Origin of the sequence: Massilia sp. ZL223, from assembly GCF_018119395.1 — a bacterium.
Taxonomy (GTDB): domain Bacteria; phylum Pseudomonadota; class Gammaproteobacteria; order Burkholderiales; family Burkholderiaceae_D; genus Telluria.
Map to the genome: position 1 here is coordinate 16880 of NZ_JAGPWD010000017.1, position 19268 is coordinate 36147.

At 65.5% G+C, this 19268-nt stretch carries 14 protein-coding genes and 2 tRNA genes; 7 read left to right on the plus strand and 9 right to left on the minus strand.

The window, feature by feature from the left end; genetic code table 11:
- Window positions 1–98 precede the first annotated feature (98 nt).
- The 5 genes from KBW95_RS12285 to KBW95_RS12305 all read right to left on the minus strand — a co-directional run bounded on the left by KBW95_RS12285 (window position 99) and on the right by KBW95_RS12305 (window position 5440).
- Complete coding sequence (locus KBW95_RS12285; RefSeq protein ID WP_211525161.1) at window positions 99–1319, minus strand: YbdK family carboxylate-amine ligase; 1221 nt, start codon at window positions 1317–1319, stop codon at window positions 99–101.
- On the minus strand, window positions 1316–2524 hold the full coding sequence (locus KBW95_RS12290; RefSeq protein WP_211525162.1) for a cation:proton antiporter: 1209 nt from the start codon (window positions 2522–2524) through the stop codon (window positions 1316–1318). The genes KBW95_RS12285 and KBW95_RS12290 overlap by 4 nt, the downstream gene beginning before the upstream one ends.
- A complete protein-coding gene (locus KBW95_RS12295; RefSeq protein ID WP_211528373.1) occupies window positions 2517–3572 on the minus strand; it encodes a hypothetical protein in 1056 nt (351 codons plus the stop codon). The genes KBW95_RS12290 and KBW95_RS12295 overlap by 8 nt, the downstream gene beginning before the upstream one ends.
- Before the next feature lie 225 nt (window positions 3573–3797).
- On the minus strand, window positions 3798–4958 hold the full coding sequence (locus tag KBW95_RS12300; protein WP_211525164.1) for an AI-2E family transporter: 1161 nt from the start codon (window positions 4956–4958) through the stop codon (window positions 3798–3800).
- Window positions 4955–5440, minus strand: a complete 486-nt coding sequence (locus KBW95_RS12305) for a cyclic nucleotide-binding domain-containing protein (RefSeq protein ID WP_211525165.1) — start codon at window positions 5438–5440, stop codon at window positions 4955–4957. Before KBW95_RS12305 ends, KBW95_RS12300 begins: the two co-directional genes overlap by 4 nt.
- Before the next feature lie 223 nt (window positions 5441–5663).
- Between KBW95_RS12305 and KBW95_RS12310 the strand changes: the two genes are divergently transcribed.
- Window positions 5664–6848, plus strand: a complete 1185-nt coding sequence (locus KBW95_RS12310; RefSeq protein WP_211528374.1) for a GGDEF domain-containing protein — start codon at window positions 5664–5666, stop codon at window positions 6846–6848.
- A gap of 58 nt (window positions 6849–6906) precedes the next feature.
- On the opposite strand, the gene KBW95_RS12315 is transcribed toward KBW95_RS12310, so the two are convergent.
- Window positions 6907–6983, minus strand: a tRNA-Asp gene (locus tag KBW95_RS12315).
- A 39-nt stretch (window positions 6984–7022) separates the two neighbouring features.
- Window positions 7023–7098 (minus strand) — tRNA-Val (locus KBW95_RS12320).
- A gap of 541 nt (window positions 7099–7639) precedes the next feature.
- On the opposite strand from KBW95_RS12320, the gene KBW95_RS12325 reads away from it, so the two are divergent.
- The 5 genes from KBW95_RS12325 (at window position 7640) to KBW95_RS12345 (ending at window position 16000) form a co-directional block, all read left to right on the plus strand.
- A complete protein-coding gene (locus tag KBW95_RS12325) occupies window positions 7640–9433 on the plus strand; it encodes a S8 family peptidase (protein ID WP_229429711.1) in 1794 nt (597 codons plus the stop codon).
- A 438-nt stretch (window positions 9434–9871) separates the two neighbouring features.
- Window positions 9872–11671 (plus strand): S8 family peptidase, encoded by a 1800-nt coding sequence (locus tag KBW95_RS12330; protein ID WP_229429712.1) that lies wholly within the window; start codon window positions 9872–9874, stop codon window positions 11669–11671.
- 328 nt (window positions 11672–11999) lie between these two features.
- Complete coding sequence (locus KBW95_RS12335) at window positions 12000–13778, plus strand: S8 family peptidase (RefSeq protein WP_211528375.1); 1779 nt, start codon at window positions 12000–12002, stop codon at window positions 13776–13778.
- Window positions 13779–13949: 171 nt separating this feature from the next.
- Window positions 13950–15023, plus strand: a complete 1074-nt coding sequence (gene dinB / locus KBW95_RS12340; protein ID WP_211525168.1) for a DNA polymerase IV — start codon at window positions 13950–13952, stop codon at window positions 15021–15023.
- Between the two features lie 80 nt (window positions 15024–15103).
- Window positions 15104–16000: a recombination-associated protein RdgC gene (locus tag KBW95_RS12345; protein WP_211522478.1), complete on the plus strand. Its 897-nt coding sequence runs from the start codon at window positions 15104–15106 to the stop codon at window positions 15998–16000.
- Between the two features lie 45 nt (window positions 16001–16045).
- Here the strand turns inward: KBW95_RS12345 and KBW95_RS12350 are convergent, their stop codons facing one another.
- A complete protein-coding gene (locus KBW95_RS12350; protein WP_211528376.1) occupies window positions 16046–17662 on the minus strand; it encodes a catalase in 1617 nt (538 codons plus the stop codon).
- A gap of 91 nt (window positions 17663–17753) precedes the next feature.
- Window positions 17754–18239 carry an asparaginase domain-containing protein gene (locus tag KBW95_RS12355; protein WP_211525170.1) on the minus strand — a complete coding sequence of 162 codons (486 nt, stop codon included), beginning with the start codon at window positions 18237–18239 and terminating at the stop codon, window positions 17754–17756.
- A 147-nt stretch (window positions 18240–18386) separates the two neighbouring features.
- Between KBW95_RS12355 and KBW95_RS12360 the strand changes: the two genes are divergently transcribed.
- Window positions 18387–19142 (plus strand): L-asparaginase, encoded by a 756-nt coding sequence (locus KBW95_RS12360; protein WP_211525171.1) that lies wholly within the window; start codon window positions 18387–18389, stop codon window positions 19140–19142.
- Window positions 19143–19268: the final 126 nt, after the last annotated feature.

Below are 19268 nucleotides of genomic sequence, written 5' to 3' on the forward strand. Positions count from 1 at the left end.
GCAGTAGAACGTCGCCCCGGCGGAGGCCGGGGTCCAAGTTGAGCGTTTGGTTAGCTTATGCAGAACTTGGGCCCCGGCCTCCGCCGGGGCGACGGTGTTTATACGCTGGCGCTCTCGAACAGCTCGCTGGCCATGCGCGCCAGGTCGTTCATCCCGCCGCCCGCGTCCAGGTGGGCGCGCAGCCAGCCTGCCTGGCCACCATCCTTCATCAGCTGCTCGATCACTTCGCAGGCCTTGCCGAAGCCCGGATCTTGCGAGCGCAGCTTCAGGCGCGTCAGGTCGGCCCGCACCGCCTCGGCGATCGGCACCGCCTTGTCGTTCTCCGGATCGATCCACTCCCCGCCCACGCCGTCGCGCGCCGCGATGAAGCGGTTCCAGGTGTACAACTCGCGGCTGCCGTTCGACGGCCAGCGCCCCGGCTGGGCGGCGAACTCCAGGCACAGCTCGCGCGCATAGCAGGCCAGCGCCGCCGCGTAGATCGGCTTGAGCGGCGTGTCCAGCACGCGCAGTTCGATGGTGCCGTATTCCGGCTTGGGCCGCACGTCCCAGTAGAAATCCTTGATGCTCTTGACGATGCCGTGCGCGGCCAGGCGGTCGAAATGCTCGCGGAAGTCCTGCCAGCTGCGGATGTGCTCGGGCTGGATGCCGCTCATCGGGAAGGCGCTCACCACATTGCTGCGCGAGCTGCAGAAGCCCGAGCTTTCGCCCTGCCAGCAGGGCGAATTGCTCGACAGCGCGATGAACAGGGGCGCGCGCTGGGTCAGCCAGGCGCACAGCCGGGTCGCCTCGTCCGCGGTGCCGGCGCCGATGTGCACATGCATGCCGAACACGGTGAACAGCTTGGCCAGGTAGCCGAACTTGCGCTCCGAGGCGAAGTAGCGTTCCTTGGGATAGATGCGCTGCTCGTTCCACTTCTGGAAGGGATGCGCGCCGCCGCCCGAGATCGAGGCGCCGACTTCGAAGGCCGCGCGCTGCACCGTGCTGCGGATGTGCTCCAGCTGCCCCGCCGCCTCGTCGAAGGACTGCAGGATCGAGGTCGCCACCTCCAGCATCGAGGTGGTGATCTCCGGCGTGTGGACCCAGGGCTTGTCCTGCTTGTCGAGCAGGCGCAGGATGTCCGGCGCGGCCGGGAACAGGTCGAAGGTCAGGCGGTCGAGCACCATCAGCTCGAGCTCGATGCCCATGGTGCCCAGGGTCGAGGGCTTGAAGTCGGGCAGGAAGGCCGGGCCTTCTCCAGACACGGCACGCGCCTGTTCGTCGGCGCTCGGCGCGCCGATCGCTTCTTCGTTGATCAAGAGTCCAGTCGTTGGTCCATTCATTGGGCACCTCCTCGGTAGGTTTCGCCCGCCAGGCGCAGGCCCAGCCAGGTCAGGCCGGGCGCCAGCAGCACGTTCAGCGCCAGCAGGATGTTCATGACGGCGGTGGACGACGGATCCAGGCCGGTATAGGCGTTCAGCGAGTTGTCGACCACCAGCCCGCCGTAGCTCACCAGGGAGCACATCGACAAGGCCATCGCATGCTTCTTGCGCTCGCTCCAGGCAGTGGCCGGCCACAGCGCGACGCGGGTGGCGGCGATGCGCACCGCGAACACCACGCAGGCCGAGACCCAGATCCAGCCTTCCAGCACCAGGCGCAGGTCGACCAGGGCGGCCGACATCAGGAACAGCAGCACGTAGCCGATGTCCTGGGCCGTCTTGAGCTGGGCCTGGAACACGTTGTCGCGCTTCTCGACGTTGCGCAGCAGGACGCCCATCAGCAGCAGCGAGAGCAGGGCGCTGGCGGCCGATATCGAACACAGGCCGAGGTCGATCAGCAGCGCGGCCAGCAGCATGCCGGGGCGCATGGTGGCGGGCACCTTGCACAGGCGGGTGGCGAGCGCATACACGCCGTAGGAGAACACGGCGATCAGCGCGCCCAGCACCAGCTTGCCGCCCTGGCGCACCAGTTCTTCGCCGAAACCGGCGGTGGCGTCGACGCCGTGGCTGCGGGTCCATGCCAGGGTCAGGCCCAGCGCCAGCAGGGCCACCAGGTTGCTGATGCCGACCATGTTGTTGGTGGCGAAGGTCGAGGTGCCGCTGGCGTTTTCGTCGGCCACCATGGAGCTGACGATCACCGGGTTCACCGCGATCAGGATCGAGCCGATGAAGATGGCCGCGCTCCAGGGCAGGCCGAGCAGGGCCAGGATGATGGCGGTGGCCGCGCCGCGCAGGACGGTGGCCAGCAGCAGGCTGGCGCCTTGGCGGCCGCTGCGCAGCAGCCAGGCCAGGTCCATCTTGCGCCCGACCTCGAATAGCACCAGGGCGGCGGCGGCGTTAAGCAGTTCCTGGAACTGGGTCAGCAGGGCGCGGTCGATCACGTCCAGGCCCGTGGCGCCGAGCAGCAGGCCGGCGATCACCGCGCCATACAGCTTGGGCACCTTGAAGCGCTGCAGCAGCAGGCCGAGCACCAGGGCCAGCATCAGGCCCGCGCCCAGCACGGCCAGCGGGGACAGCAGCCAGAGCGGCGTGGACAGTTCGTCATTCATGGCTTGCCTCCCAGGCGTGGGCCAGCGCGCTCAGCTCGCGCTCGATCAGGGCCGCGCGCTGCTTCGTGATTTCCTGCGCGCGTTCCGAGTTCCCCACCGGCGCGGCGGTGGTGACGTGGGCGCGCACGATGCCGCCGTCTTTGGGCAGGGGAATCCACAGGCGGCCCTGCACGGCATTGGCCTCCTTCCACACGGCGACGAACTTGGCGCCGGTGCGCGCCCCCGGTACGCCCGGTTCGAGCAGGGTAAAGGGCTGCAGCCATTCGGCATTCGGGAAGCGGCGCGCCAGCTGGACCTGCATGGCGCTGCGCTGTTCCTGGCGCGCGTCGTCGCGCGAATGGGGCAGGTGCAGGCGGGCCTGGGCGTTGACCGCGGTCTGCAGGTTCAGGCAGGCGCCATCCGCCAGCCAGCGCCAGGTGCCGCCGTCGAGCAGGCGCGGCTTGTCCTTCGACGACGCCAGCCAGGCCTGGAGCAGGGCGGAAGGCGCCGCCAGCTTGCCGGCGTCCAGCGCGCGCACGGCGTTGGCGACATCGTTCCAGTGCCCGGCCTGCCAGGCGCGCGTGGCGGCCCGGCTCGATGGTTCCCAGCGCCACAGCACGGCGGACCACTGTCCGTCGGGCTGGCGCCAGACCGCAGCCGCCTGCTGCATGCCGGCGGTACCCGGATTGGTGAGCAGGGCCTGGCCGGCAGCCGCGTTGTTCCAGGGCGGGACCGCCGTCGTGACCGAACGGGCCAGCTGATGCCAGGCCAGGGCGGCCGGCGTCAGGCAGCCAGCGGCGGGGGCGGGCACCGAGGCCCAGTAGAGCATCTCCACATGCCCGCTCCAGGCGCACTGGCGCACCGAGGGCTGGCCCAGGGGCGCCAGGCTGGCGCTCACGGGCGCGCTGCACTCGCGCGGGTAGGAGCCGCTGAGTTCCTTGAATTCGGCCGCGGCGGGCGCCGTTTCCTGTTTAGTCGCGGCCGCGTGCACGGAAGGCAAGGCCAGGGCGCCGGCCAGCAGGAGCAGCCGGGAAGGGCGGGTGAATGATATGGCTGGTCGTGGAATCATGGACGTGTCGATCCCGGGCAAAACCCGGTCTGAGGATGATCGGGAAGCTGGTCTACGCCAGCTTGGCGGGGATGCGCGGCGGTCGCGCCTGCGCATCGGTGGGGTGGTCAAGCGGCGGCGGATGCGCCTGCCGGGTCGCTGGGCGAGCGACGACCTGGCTCAAGTATAAGCCAATATTTCATTTGTTCAAATGGGCTTGTTTTTTGTATATTTACAGCGCCCGGATCATTTCGCATTGGGCGTGGGCGCCCCGCGCCGTTCGCGCGCGATGTCCAGGTCCACGCTGGCCTGGCGCGTGCGCAGCGCCCGCGCATAGCGGTGCCGTGCCCGCAGGCGCGGATTGGTGACCAGGCGCCCCAGGGTTTCGCCGATCACCATCACCACCCCCAGCAGCGGCAGCACCAGCATCAGCCCCACCACGCCGGCCAGCGCGCCGCCCACGAAGATCATCAGCACCGTCACCAGCGGATGCACGCGCAGGCTGCGTCCCAGGGTGAGCGGCATGAACACGAAGTCGTCCAGCAGGCGCACCAGCACGAATACGCCGATCGCGCCGTAGGCCACGAGGGGATTGTTGGGCGCATCGGTCGAGGCCACGATCACCACCAGCACGCAGCCGGCCACCGAGCCCACGAAAGGCACCCAGGCCAGCACCGCCGAGATCAGGCCCAGCAGCAGGGGCGAGGACACGCCGATGGTGTACAGGCCCAGCGCCAGCACGGCGGTGTCGAGCACGGTCAGCTTGAGCAGGCCTTCGAAGTAGCGGCGCGCGGTCTGGTCGACTTCGTGCAGCAGGTAGAGCGAGCGTTCGAAGTAGGCGTTGGGCACCGCGCGCGCCAGGAATTTCTTGAAGCGCAGGCCGTCGCGCAGGAAGAAGAAGGTGAGGAAGGGCACCAGCAGCATCAGCGGCACCCAGGTCGCCACGCCGACCAGGATCTCGCCCAGGTGCTCCTGCGCGAAGTTGTCGGTGTAGGTGCGGAAGGCCTTGTTGACGGTCGAGGTCAGGCGCATCTCCGCCAGCACCGGGAAGCGCGCTTCCAGCAGGGTCATGGTGTTGTGCACGAAGGCCACGCCGCCATCCAGGTAGAGGCCGATGGTCTTTTCCCAAGAGTCTTCTTCCGGGCCGTGGCTCCAGCTCAGGATCGCCGCCAGCGCCAACGAGGCAAGCGAGAAGAACAGCAGGCAGACCCACATCGCGGCGGCGTTGCGGCCATAGCCGGCGCGCACCATGCGCTGCATCGGCCCCAGCAGGATGTAGTGCAGCACGGTGCCGAAGATGAAGGGCAGGGCCAGCCACAGCAGCTTGTTCACCACCAGCAGCAGCACGCAGGTGACGGCGATGATGCCGGTCCAGACGATGGGGCCGGCGCGTTCGCTCTCGTTCATAGCGCTTCCAGCTGCGGACGCCCTGTGCCCATCCATTCGCGCAGGCGGCGGCCGATGTGGCGCGCCAGCGCCAGCGAGATCTTGTAGCCGATCACGGTGTCGGTTTCCATCAGGCCGAGGAAGTCGGCGCGGAAAAACACCGCCATTTCGCAGGGCTCGATGGCGCGCGCCTGGGCGTTGCGGGGCGAGTTGTCGAGCAGGGCCAGGTCGCCGAAGAAGCCGCCCGGCTCCAGCTCGGCCACGACCTGGACCGTGCCCTCGTGCAGGCGGGTGATGCGCACCCGGCCGCTCATCAGGAGGTAGAGCGCCTGGCCTTCCTCGCCCTCGTCGAAGATGATTTCGTCCTTCAGGTAGCGCCGTTCGTGCAGCAGGCCGTCGACGATCTTCAGTTCCAGCGGTGTCAGTGTGCTGAACAGCGCCGTGTTCTTCAGGCGGTGCAGGCGCGGCGACATCTGAGGGGGCTTGAGGAAACCGAAAATCACGAACGCTCCAGTGCGGTCAAGAATTAATGTTGTCTGTTGATTATCCCCTAACGCATGCTGCCGCGCATCAAAAAAGCGCCCCCTGCGAGGTGGGGTGTCGCAGCTTGTCCAAAAGACTTCAAACGTGCGCGCCGCACACGGCAAAAGCGTGTACCATAATTCTTTGCGGCAATATATGTTATGTGAATAACATAGTTGTCGCTTCACCCATGAAGGATGGGCCGTGATCGACACCCACACTTTTCTGCTCGCGCTCGGCATCGGCAACATCGCCTTTGCCGTCCTGATGGCAGGCTATACCTTCGGCGCCAAGCCGAACCCCGGCCTGCGCCTGTGGATGTGGGCGCGGCTCGGCATGGGGGCGAGCCAGCTCCTCGGCTGGATGCGTCCGCAACTGGGCCTGGCGCTGCCGCCCGGCGTCGAGGGCGTGGCCTGGATTCTCGCCGTATCGGCCGAAGTGGCGGCCTATTGCCTGTTCTTCGAATTTACGCGCTGGGGCCGCTTGCTGCTGCCGATCACCGCGCTGTCCTCGGCCATCGTGCTGGCCGCCGGCAGCATGGGCGCCAGCCACGGCCAGCTGGGGACCATGGTGGCCTGCGTAGTGGCGCTGTTCGCCGCGACCATGGCCTGGATCCTGCTGCGCCCGCGCCGCTTCAGCACGCGCTTCGCCGCCGGCCTGCGCAGCGCCTCGCCGCTGCAGCTGATCATCGGCGTCAACGATGCGCTGTTCGCGCTGGCTGTCGGCTGGTCGGCCTGGTCCGGCATCCAGGGGGGCGCGCTGTTTAGCCAGGGCGATTCTTATGAATTCGCCTACCTGATGGGCTACCTCCTGATGATCGTGAACGGCTTCGGCTTCCTGCTGCTGTGCAAGCAGAAGGACGATGCCGAGATGGCGCGCCTGGCCACCACCGATTTCCTGACCGGACTGCCCAACCGCCACGCCTTCCTCGAGCGCGCCGAGCAGGCGCGCCTGGCGGCCCAGCGCCAGCGCCGTCCGCTCGCCCTGATGATGATCGACATCGACCACTTCAAGCAGCTCAACGACCGCTGGGGCCATGCGAGCGGCGACGAGGCGCTGATGGTGTTCGCCCGCACCGCGCGCGCCGTGCTGCGCGAGCACGAGACCATCGGCCGCCTGGGCGGGGAAGAGTTCGCGATGATCATGCCGGGCGCCGACCTCGACGGCGCGGTGCAGGCGGCCCAGCGCCTGCGCGTGGCGGTGCGCAATGCGACCGTGATCACGAGCGGTCCGTCGTACACGATGACGGTGAGTATCGGCGTGGTGGTGCTGGATCCGAACGAGGACTTGAGCGCGGCCTTGGCGCGCGCCGATCATGCACTGTATGCGGCAAAACGCGACGGACGTGATCGCGTCGAGATCGGCCATCCGGAACTGCGCCGCGCATGAAGAAAAAGGAAAAGGAAAAAGAAAAAGGTCCGCCGAAGCGAACCTTTTTCTTTGATGCTGGCGGAGCGGACGGGGCTCGAACCCGCGACCCCCGGCGTGACAGGCCGGTATTCTAACCAACTGAACTACCGCTCCGTTTACTCTGATCATTACTTCGATCAACCATCTGATGCTTGGTGGGCGCTGAGAGGGTCGAACTCCCGACCTAATCCTTGTAAGGGATCCGCTCTACCAACTGAGCTAAGCGCCCGTTCTCTCTATCAGAGGTTTCTGTCTGACGTTTGTCATCACGTCCGAAGAGGCCCGAATTATAGAGGTTGGAATTCGGTGTGTGCAAGGGTTTTTCGAAAAAAAGTTAAAAAGGCTTTTCACTCTTCGCCATCCAATGTTCGCATGCGTCGTAAGCAAGTTTCCGGTGGCAGATATTTACTTGCCCTAGGACATGGCCTTGTTTGTGTCATGAACGGCCGCGCGGCCTGGCCGGCGATCAAAAGTATAGGATGATTATTTATCGGGAGTTAATGCTTGGATGCACACATATGCGCGCGGCATAGGCGATTTTGGCATTGAAAATTTTGCCTTTCTTGAAAACGACAGAATAAATCATGTTTCTGTCGCAGACGTCCGTGCAGATGTTGTAAATACAACTCATTCGCTAAAAATTTCTGCTCGGTGATTCTTCCTTTCCGGATACGCTGCTCTCGCCACTTCAGATGGCACCGGTCCTGCCGGTTACAGCAACTATACAGGCGAGCAATCGCTTGACGGAAAACCAAACATAAGGAAGAAGCATGAAGCACTCGCATTCGATTCATCCAGCAATGTTGAAACTCTGCGCAGCGGTCTCGCTGGCAGTCGTCTCGGTCTCGGCCAGCGCAGGCGCCGGCAACGGCAAGCCGGTCCCGGGCCTGATGGAAACCGACCGCATCATCGTGAAATACAAGGATTCGGCCGCCGCCATGAAGGGCGTGGCGAAGGTTGCCGGCATGACCAGCGACCGCAAGGCCAAGCTGGACCGCGCAGGCCAGCAGTTCGGTATGACCGTCCGTGAAAGCCACACGATTTCGACGGGCGCCCATGTGTTCAAGCTGAACGGCAAGCGCGGCCTGAAGGACGTGCAAGCCCTGGCCGCCGAAATGATGGCCCGCGACTCGAACATCGAGTACGCCGAGCCGGACCGCATCATGACCCACATGGCCACCGCCAACGACCCGATGTACAGCCAGCAGTGGCATTACACCGACGCCACCGGCGGCCTGCGCCTGCCGACCGCCTGGGACAAGTCGACCGGCACCGGCGTGGTCGTCGCCGTGATCGACACCGGCTACCGTCCGCACGCCGACCTGAGCGGCCAGATCCTGCAGGGCTACGACTTCATCGGCGACACCTTCGTGTCGAACGACGGTAACGGCCGCGACAGCGATGCGAGCGACCCGGGCGATGCGATCGCCATCGGCGAGTGCGGCAATGGCGAACCGACCCGCGCCCAGACCTCGAGCTGGCACGGCACCCACGTGGCCGGCACCGTGGCCGCGCGCACCAACAACAGCCTGGGCGTCGCCGGCGTTGCCTACAACGCCAAGATCGTTCCGGCCCGCGTGCTGGGCAAGTGCGGCGGCTACACCTCGGACATCGCCGACGCGATCACCTGGACCTCCGGTGGTACCGTGACCGGCGTGCCGGCCAACGCCAACAAGGCGCGCGTGCTGAACCTGTCGCTGGGCGGCGGCGGTGCTTGCGATTCGACCACCCAGGCTGCGATCAACGGCGCCCGTTCGCGCGGCGCAGTCGTTGTCGTCGCGGCTGGTAACGATGCGATGAACGTCAGCAACGCCAGCCCGGCGAACTGCTCGGGCGTGATCGCCGTGGCCGCAACCGGCAAGACCGGCGGCCGTGCCTCGTACTCGAACTACGGCACCCTGGTCGACGTGGCCGGACCGGGCGGCGACGGCAGCTACAGCGTGCTGTCGACCCTGAACTCGGGCACCGGCGCACCGGCATCGGACAACTACGCCGGCTATCAGGGCACCTCGATGGCGACCCCGCACGTCGCCGGCGTGGCTGCGCTGATGCTGGCAGTGAACTCGTCGCTGACCCCGGACGACATCGAATCCAAGCTGAAGTCGACCGCGCGCGCCTTCCCGGCTTCGTGCTCGGGCTGCGGCACCGGCATCGTCGACGCGACCGCCGCGGTCAACTCGGCGGTGATCATCGATCCGCCGCCAAGCACCGAAACCGAGTCGAACAACACGATGGGCACCGCCAACATGGTGAGCACCAGCGGCACCACCATGAGCGGCAACATGGGCAGCAGCACCGACACCGACTACTTCCGTGTCGATCTGCCGGCAGGCAAGACCCTGAGCGCGGTCCTGACCCCGAACAGCAGCTCGGACTACGACCTGCACGTGTACAACAGCGCCGGCACCCTGCTGGGCAAGAGCGAGAACGGCACCGGCGCGGTCGACAGCTACAACTCGGCCAACACCGGCACCACCACCTCGACCCGCTATGTGCGCGTCGTGTACTACAGCGGCGGCACCGGCTCGGTCAGCGGCAAGTACACCCTCAAGATGACCTGGTAAGTCCTTCTCGCTCTGCCGGCAACGGCAAATCCATAGCGAAACGCGCGGCCTCGGCCGCGCGTTTTTTATTTCCTGGTTTGATGCTGATCAATGCCGTTTCAGAGGGATTGCCGACATTTCTGCCCTTTGAAAACCAACAGTGTCATGTGAATACTTATCCGAGAATTACCCCGTTCGCGCCGCACGCACGTGCAGTAAGCACAAAGTTGGCATCAAAAATTTTGCTTATTTAACTTTCGTCCGAAGAAATTATGTTTTTGAAAAATATGTACGTATAGGTGTTGTGAAATCGCCGAATTCAATTCGAATTTCCCAGCGCTACCTCTTCCGTTCGCGATACGCTGGCTTCGCCGCATCCAGACGGCACCGGCATGACCGGTTAAACCAACTATACAGGCGAGCAATCGCTTGACGGAAAACCAAACATAAGGAAGAACCATGAAGCACTCGCATTCGATTCATCCGGCAATGTTGAAACTCTGCGCAGCAGTCTCGCTGGCGGTTGCCTCGGCCTCGGCCGTGGCAGGCGCCGGCAACGGTAATGTGGTCCCGGGCCTGATGGAAACCGACCGCATCATCGTCAAGTACAAGGATTCGATGCCGGCCGCCAAGGGCATGGCCAAGGCGGCCGCCATGAGCGGCGACCGCAAGGCCAAGCTGGACCGTGCAGGCCAGCAGTTCGGTATGACCGTTCGCGAAAGCCACACGATTTCGACGGGCGCCCATGTGTTCAAGCTGAACGGCAAGCGTGGCCTGAAGGACGTACAGGCCCTGGCCGCCGAAATGATGGCCCGCGACTCGAACATCGAGTACGCCGAGCCGGACCGCATCATGACCCACATGGCCACCGCCAACGATCCGATGTATACCCAGCAGTGGCACTACACCGACGCCACCGGCGGCCTGCGCCTGCCGACCGCCTGGGACAAGTCGACCGGCACCGGCGTCGTCGTCGCCGTGATCGACACCGGCTACCGTCCGCACGCCGACCTGAGCGGCCAGATCCTGCAGGGCTACGACTTCATCGGCGACACCTTCGTGTCGAACGACGGCAACGGCCGCGACACCGACGCCAGCGACCCGGGCGATGCGATCGCCATCGGCGAATGCGGCGGCGGCCAGCCGACCCGCGCCCAGAACTCCAGCTGGCACGGCACCCACGTGGCCGGCACCATCGCCGCCCGCACCAACAACAGCCTGGGCGTCGCCGGCGTCGCCTACAACGCCAAGATCGTTCCGGCCCGCGTGCTGGGCAAGTGCGGCGGCTACACCTCGGACATCGCCGATGCGATCACCTGGACCTCGGGCGGCGCCGTCTCGGGCGTGCCGACCAACGCCAACAAGGCCAAGGTCCTGAACCTGTCGCTGGGCGGCAGCGGCGCCTGCGATGCCACCACCCAGAGCGCGATCAATGGCGCCCGCTCGCGCGGCGCCGTGGTCGTCGTCGCGGCCGGTAACGACGCGATGAACGTCAGCAACGCCAGCCCGGCCAACTGCTCGGGCGTGATCGCCGTGGCGGCGACCGGCAAGACCGGCGGCCGTGCCTCGTACTCGAACTACGGCACCCTGGTCGACGTGGCCGCTCCTGGCGGCGACGGCAGCTACAGCGTGCTGTCGACCCTGAACTCGGGCACCACCTCGCCGGCATCGGACAACTACGCAGGCTACCAGGGCACCTCGATGGCGACCCCGCACGTCGCTGGTACCGCTGCGCTGATGTTCGCCGTGAACTCGGCGCTGACTCCGGACGACATCGAGTCCAAGCTGAAGTCGACCGCACGCGCCTTCCCGGCCACCTGCTCGGGCTGCGGCACCGGCATCGTCGACGCGACCGCTGCGGTCAACTCGGCGCTGGGCGGCGGCGGCACCGGCACTACCCTGGCTGAAAGCGAGTCGAACAACACGACCGGCACCGCCGACCTCGTGACCGTCAGCGGCACCACCGTCAACGCCAACATGGGCAGCTCGACCGACACCGACTACTTCCGTGTCGATCTGCCGGCAGGCAAGACCCTGAGCTCGGTCCTGACCCCGAACGGCAGCTCGGACTACGACCTGTACGTGTACAACAGCGCCGGCACCCTGCTGGGCAAGAGCGAGAACGGCACCGGCTCGATCGACAGCTACAACACGACCAACACCGGCACCGGCACCCTGGCCCGCTATGTGCGCGTGGTGTACTACAGCGGCGGCACCGGCTCGACCAGCGGCGCCTACACCCTGAAACTGAGCTGGTAAGTCCTGCTCGCCGCGCCGGCAACGGCGATGCGACGACCAACGCGCGGCCTCGGCCGCGCGTTTTTTATTGTGCGCTTCACATGGGGCCAAAGCGACGATGGCTGATTGTTACGGGAAATATTTTGTGAAATTAACGTTCGTCCGAAGAAACGATGTTTTTCAAAAATTTGTGATTTTTGGTGTGGTGAAACAACCGAATTCGCTACGATTTCGGCTGCGTTACCTCTTCCTTTCGCGATAACCTGCACCGTTCTCATCCAGACGTACAGCGTCATCGCTGACGAAACTCAAGGTAAGGAAGAAGATGAAGCGTGCAATGCATCCGGCAATGTTGAAACTCTGCGCAGCAGTCTCGCTGGCCGCAGCCTCGGTCTCGGCCGTGGCAGGCGCCGGCAACGGTAATGTGGTTCCGGGCTCGATGGAAACCGACCGCATCATCGTCAAATACAAGGATTCGATGCCGGCCGACGCCGCCAAAGGCCTGGCCAGGGCCGCAGCCATGAGCGGCGACCGCAAGGCCAAGCTGGACCGTGCAGGCCAGCAGTTCGGCATGACCGTGAGCGAAAGCCACACCATCTCGACCGGCGCCCACGTGTTCAAGCTGAACGGCAAGCGCGGCCTCAAGGACGTGCAGGCGCTGGCGGCCGAAATGATGGCCCGCGATCCGAACATCGAGTACGCGGAGCCGGACCGCATCATGACCCACATGGCGACCGCCAACGATCCGCTCTACACCCAGCAGTGGCACTACACCGACGCCACCGGCGGCCTGCGCCTGCCGACCGCCTGGGACAAGTCGACCGGCACGGGCGTCGTCGTGGCCGTGATCGATACCGGCTACCGTCCGCACGCCGACCTGAGCGGCCAGTTCCTGCAAGGCTATGACTTCATCCGCGACACCTTCATCGCCAACGACGGCAACGGCCGCGACAGCGATGCGAGCGACCCGGGCGACGCCATCGCGATCGGCGAATGCGGCAATGGCCAGCCGACCCAGAACAGGACCTCGAGCTGGCACGGCACCCACGTGGCCGGCACCATCGCCGCGCGCACCAACAACGGCACCGGCGTTGCCGGCGTGGCCTACAACGCCAAGATCGTCCCGGCCCGCGTGCTGGGCAAGTGCGGCGGCTACACCTCGGACATCGCCGACGCGATCACCTGGACCTCGGGCGGCAGCGTGACCGGCGTGCCGGCCAACGCCAACAAGGCCAAGGTCCTGAACCTGTCGCTGGGCGGCAGCGGCGCCTGCGACTCGACTACCCAGACCGCGATCAACGGCGCCCGCTCGCGCGGCGCGGTGGTGGTCGTGGCCGCCGGTAACAGCGCGATGAACGTCAGCAATTCGAACCCGGCCAACTGTGCAGGCGTGATCGCCGTGGCGGCGACCGGCAAGACCGGCGGCCGTGCTTCCTACTCGAACTATGGCACTTTGATCGACGTGGCGGCGCCTGGCGGCGACGGCGGCTATCCGGTGATCTCGACCCTGAACTCGGGCACCGGCGCACCGGCATCGGACAACTACGCCGGCTACCAGGGCACCTCGATGGCGACCCCGCACGTGGCCGGCACCGCGGCCCTGATGCTGGCCGTGAACCCGGCGCTGACCCCGGACGGCATCGAGTCCAAGCTGAAGTCGAGCGCGCGCGCCTTCCCGGTGGCCTGCTCGGGCTGCGGCGCCGGCATCGTCGATGCCACCGCCGCGGTCGCTGCGGCGCAGGGCGCAAGCGTCGGCACGGCTATGGCGGAAACCGAGGGGAACAACATGATGTCCACCGCCAACCAGGTCACCGCCAGCGGCAGCACCGTGACCGGCTATATCGGCAATGGCGCCGACACCGATTACTTCCGTGTCGATCTGCCGGCAGGCAAGACCCTGTCTTCCTACCTGGCCCCGAACAGCACGGCGAACTACAACCTGTACGTGTACAACAGCGCAGGCGCCCTGATGGGCCAGAGCGTGAACGGCATCGGCATGACCGACACCGTGCACTCGGCGAACACCGGCACCACCACGTCGATTCGCTATGTGCGGGTCGTGTACTACACCGGTACCACCGGCGCCGCCACCAGCGGCGGCAAGTACACACTGAAGCTCACCTGGTAAGCCTTCCGCCGGCTTGCCGGCACGGCAGTGCGCATGGAGCGCGGCTTCGGCCGCGCTTTTTTTGCGCCCGAAGGACCTGGTTCTTCCGTGACAGCTTAGCTTGCAACAATTTAATTTTCAGTCGATACTGTATGCAATTACAGTAGTGTGCCCCGGTCTGGGGCGGCCTCGATGAACGCCCCGGTCCGAAAAATCATCCATTGCGACTGCGATTGTTTCTACGCATCCGTCGAGATGCGGGATGATCCGTCCCTGCGCGGCCGGCCCCTGGCGGTCGGCGGGCGGCCCGACCAGCGCGGCGTGATCGCCACCTGCAACTACGAAGCGCGGCGCTTCGGCATCCATTCGGCCATGGCCACCGCCCAGGCCATGAAGCTGTGCCCGGACCTGCTGGTGATTCCGCCTGCGATGGAGAAGTACCGCATCGCCTCGCGCCAGATCATGGACATCTACCGCGACTACACCGAGCTGGTGGAGCCGCTCTCGCTCGACGAAGCCTATCTCGACGTCAGCGATTCCCCCCACTGCAAGGGCAGCGCCACCCTGATCGCGCAAGAGATCCGGCGCCGCATCCTCGAGACCGTCGGCATCACCGCCTCGGCCGGCGTGGCGCCCAACAAGTTCGTGGCCAAGATCGCCAGCGACTGGAACAAGCCGGACGGCCTGTTCCTGGTGCGCCCGGAGGAGGTGGACGCCTTCGTGGCCGCGCTGCCCGTCAAGAAGCTCTATGGCGTGGGCAAGGTGACGGCGGAAAAGATGAACCGCCTGGGCCTGCAGACCTGCGCCGACCTGCGCGGCTGGAGCATGGACCGCCTGCACGAGCACTTCGGCAGCTTCGGCGCGCGCCTGTACGACCTGTCGCGCGGCGTCGACCACCGCCCGGTGAACACCTCGCGCGAGCGCAAGTCGATCAGCACCGAGGAAACCTATACCCCGGACGTGCCCGACCTGCCGGCCTGCCTGAAGCTGCTGCCCGAGCTGGTCGAGCATTTGCTCGGCCGCATCAAGCGCGCCGGCGCCGAAAAATTCATCAACAAGCTGTTCGTGAAGATCAAGTTCGCGGACTTCCAGCAGACCACGGTGGAGTGTGTTGGCTATGCGCCACATATTCCGACCTACGCCCACCTGATGGAAACCGGCTGGCTGCGCGCCGCCAAGCCGGTGCGCCTCCTCGGCGTCGGCGTCCGGCTGAGCGACGCGGAAATCGTCGAGCAGCTGCGCCTGTTTGACGACCTGACAACATAAAAATTTTTTCCGGCATTGACGCTTGGCATCGGCGTAGAATGTCGTTCCCTTGAAATACTGAAACAATCGGATAACAGCGTATGTGGTTCAAGAATCTCCAGATTTATCGCCTGCCCGCTCCCTGGGCATTCAACCCGGAACAGATGGAAGAAGCGCTCCAGCCGCAGGCGTTCACGCCTGCCAGCAGCAACGAGCTGCTGCGCCAGGGCTGGGATTCGCCGCGCGGCAACGGCAAGCTGGTCCACGTGGTCAACAAGCAGATGCTGATGATGCTGGGCACCGAGAAGAAGCTGCTGCCTTCGTCGGTCATCAACCAGGTGGCCAAGGCCAAGGCGGCCGAGCTGGAAGAGCAGCAGGGCTTCCCGCCGGGTAAGAAGGCGATGAAGGAACTGAAGGAACGCGTGGCCGACGAACTGCTGCCGCGCGCCTTCTCGATCCGCAGCAACGTCTGGGTCTGGATCGACCCGGTCAACGGCTGGCTGGTGGTCGACGCCGCCAGCCCGGCCAAGGCCGACGACGTGGTCAAGCTGCTGCTCAAGGCGGTCGACCGCATGCCGCTGGAATCGCTGCGCGTGCAGCGCTCGCCGGTGGCCGTGATGACCGGCTGGCTGGAAGCCGACGAAGCGCCGTATGGCTTCACCATCGACCAGGACACCGAACTGCGCGCCACCGGCGAAAGCCGCGCCGCGGTGCGCTACGTGAAGCACACCCTGGAGCCGGACGACATCCGCCGCCACATCGCCGCCGGCAAGCAGTGCACCCGCCTGGCCATGACCTGGAACGACCGCATCAGCTTCGTGCTGACCGAGTCGCTGGCGATCAAGGGCGTCAAGCCGCTGGACGTGATCAAGGAAGGCGAAGCGCCGACCTACAGCGACGACGAGCGTTTCGACAACGACATCGTGCTGATGACGGGCGAGATGGCCAAGCTGCTGGCCGACGTGGTGGAAGCCCTCGGCGGCGAAGCCAAGGCCTAAGCGCCCATCGCCATTGCTGCGCCGGCGCTCCTGCCGCCGGCGCGCTCACTTCTCCGCCGCGACCTCGTCGCTCGTGGCCGGTTCCTTGCCCGCGCCTTCCGGCTGTCCATCCGAATAAGTCGGCCCTTGCCGGTGCTTGTGCGGAGCCGGCTTGCCCTCCAGAGGCGGCAAGGCCCTGGCCTGCTCCAGGTCTATCCCCGCGATCTCCGCCACCCGGCGTCCGTAATCCTCGTCGCAATGCCACAGGTGCCAGACCATGCGCAGCTGTATCGGCTGAGGACATTTCTTGAGATCGCCCCCGACGTTGTTCACCAGTTCGTCGCGCTCCCAGTCCTGGAAGGTCCGGTAGCGTTCGCCCGCCTGCCGGTAGTCGTCGGCCGTGCGGCTGGTCTGGTAGCGGCCCAGGTGCCCCTCGACGTACTGGTGGTAATCGTGGGCCGGCTGCGGCGCTTCCCGGTAGCCGCCCATGATGCTGGGCTCGTAGTTGATGTGCTTGTCCTCGCCGCGGTTGTCGACGTAGTAGGCCATCTGGCCGTCGCGCTGGTTGGTGCGCGCCATCGCGTTTTCCTGGGGTGCGTTGATCGGCAGCTGGAGGTAGTTCGCGCCCACGCGGTAGCGCTGGGTGTCCGAATAGGACAGGGTGCGTCCCTGCAGCATCTTGTCGTCGGAAAAATCGACGCCGTCCACCAGCACTCCGGTGCCGAAGGCCGACTGCTCGGTCTCCGCGAACACGTTGTCCGGATTCTTGTTCAGCACCAGGCGGCCCACCGGCAGCAGCGGGAACTTGTCCTCCGGCCAGCGCTTGGTGTCGTCGAGCGGATCGAAGTCGAGCTCGGGATGTTCGCCGTCGCTCATGATCTGCACGCAGAATTCCCATTCCGGAAAGTCGCCGCGTTCGATCGCCTCGTAGAGGTCGCGCGTGGCATGGCTGGTGTCGTGGGCCTGGATCTCGGCGGCTTGGGCTGCCGTGAGGTTGCGCACGCCTTGCTTGGGCTCGAAGTGGAACTTGACCAGGTGGGCCACGCCCTGGTCGTTGACCAGCTTGTAGGTGTTCACGCCCGAGCCTTCCATCTCGCGGTAGTTGGCCGGGATGCCCCAGGGGCTCTTGACCCAGGTGACCATGTGCAGGGCTTCCGGGTGGCTGCAGATGAAGTCGTAGAAGCGCCAGGGCTCCTGCTGGTTGGTGACGGGGTCGGGCTTGAAGGCGTGGATCATGTCCGGAAACTTGATCGCGTCGCGGATGAAGAAGACCTTCAGGTTGTTGCCCACCAGGTCCCAGTTGCCCTCGACGGTCTTGAACTTGATGGCGAAGCCGCGCGGATCGCGCGCCGTCTCGGGCGATTCCTTCGCGCCGATCACGGTGGAGAAGCGCACGAACACCGGGGTCTGCACGCCGGCCTCGATGAGCACGCGGGCGCGCGTGTACTTGCCGGCGGGTTCGCCGCCGATCGTGCCGTAGGCTTCGAACACGCCGTGGGCGCCGGTGCCGCGCGCGTGCACCACGCGTTCCGGAATCCGCTCGCGGTCGAAGTGCGTGATCTTTTCGATGAACTGGTAGTTCTCGAGCGTGGCCGGCCCGCGTTCGCCGACGGAACGCATGGACTGGTTGTCGCGGACCGGGTGTCCCTGGCGGGTGGTCAGCGTAGGTCGCTGCTCGCTCATTGCGCTCTCCTCTTTCTCGGACGGTGGAAGAGGGCAGTATAGGAAGGGCAAGCGAAGGGCAGCGCGCGGCTGCCCTAGGGAAAAGGCTGGCTTAGAGCTGCTGGAACACGCCGGCGGCGCGGTTCTTCTGGACGTTATCCCATGGGAAGACCTGGCCGTTCATGGCGACGTAGACGCCGGCCGGCAGGGTCTGGGCGACGCCGCAGGCGAAGCCCAGGTTGAACAGGGCGTCCGAGTTGGCGATTTCGTAGGGGATCATGGCGCCGGTCAGCACGATGGTCTGGCCGAGATTGGCCGCGCCCAGCACCGCCGCGGTTTCGCGCATGGTGTCGGTGCCGTGGATGATGACGATGGCTTTCTCTTGCGCACCCTGGCAGGCGGCCAGCACGCGCTGGCGGTCGGCGTCCTGCATGTCGAGCGAATCGAGCAGCGGCAGCACGTCGAGCGCGACGGGCACCGTCATGCGGCTGCGCTTGATCACTTCGGGCAAATGGCTGTCGGAGAAGCCGAGCACGCCGTTCAGTTCGTTGTAATGCTTGTCGAAGGTGCCGCCGGTGGCGATGAGTCGGAGAGTCATATCGGTTAATGAAGGTTTATCAATGCGGTGAAAAAAGGTCGTTCATGATAGCCGCAAACGGGTATGTATCTGTGTGTGACTGCGCTAGAATCGTCCGGATCGGATGAGTACACTGCTTCCTTTTCCCCCTTCTTACCTATTTCTCCCATGAAAGCCGTCGCACCAGGAACCGTCATTTTCCACCGCCATCGGGGCTATGGCGTGATCACCCACGTCAACCTCCTGACGGGCTGGATCACGGCGCGCTTCGGCAGCGAATCGCGTCCGCTGGACCTCAATTTGTCGAGCGACGAGGTGCAGCATGCGGACGGCGAGCCCATCCTGTTCCGCCGCACGCCGCCGGACCGCATGCCGCATGCGCGCCTGATGGCCGTGGTGCGCGAGCTGCACAAGGCGGGCTACCAGAAGCTCTACCTGTATTCCTGGCCCAAGCCCTCGGGGCTGCACTGGCGCTGGCATCTGTTCACCGGTCCGCGCAACTGGATGCAGCGCACCTGGCGCGAAGGCTGGTATGGCTCGGGGGCGGATTACAACAACAATCCGGTGATGGGCTGGGGCGATGTGCCGGGGGCGACGACGGACGAGCTGATCCATGCGCTGGCCAGGTTCGATCCGCAGGGGCTGGCGCAGGCGCTGGGCAGGGACGAGGATCACACGGCGTGGTTCGCGCAGGCCTGCGACCTGCTGCTGCCGGGGTACATGTACAGCCTTAACATGGAGCGGCCGGCGGGTGGCGGGTTGATCGAGGCGCCGCCGGTGCCGGTGGTGCCGGTGAAGGCGGGCTTGAAGGCATACTCGGGGCCGGATATCGGCTGGCCGCCGGGCTGGGCTGGCTTGTGGACCGGGACGCATGTCATGCCGGCGCGTAAGGTGAATCTGACGGGGGAGCCGGAGCTGCGCTGAGTTTTCGGTGCACTCACGCGTTACCGCTGCGGTGCGAATTTAGGTTCCGGCCTTCGCCGGAACGACGTGCTTAAGCTATCGCTTAGAAGACTAGTAACACTATTCTCAGACGCTGCCTTGGCACGT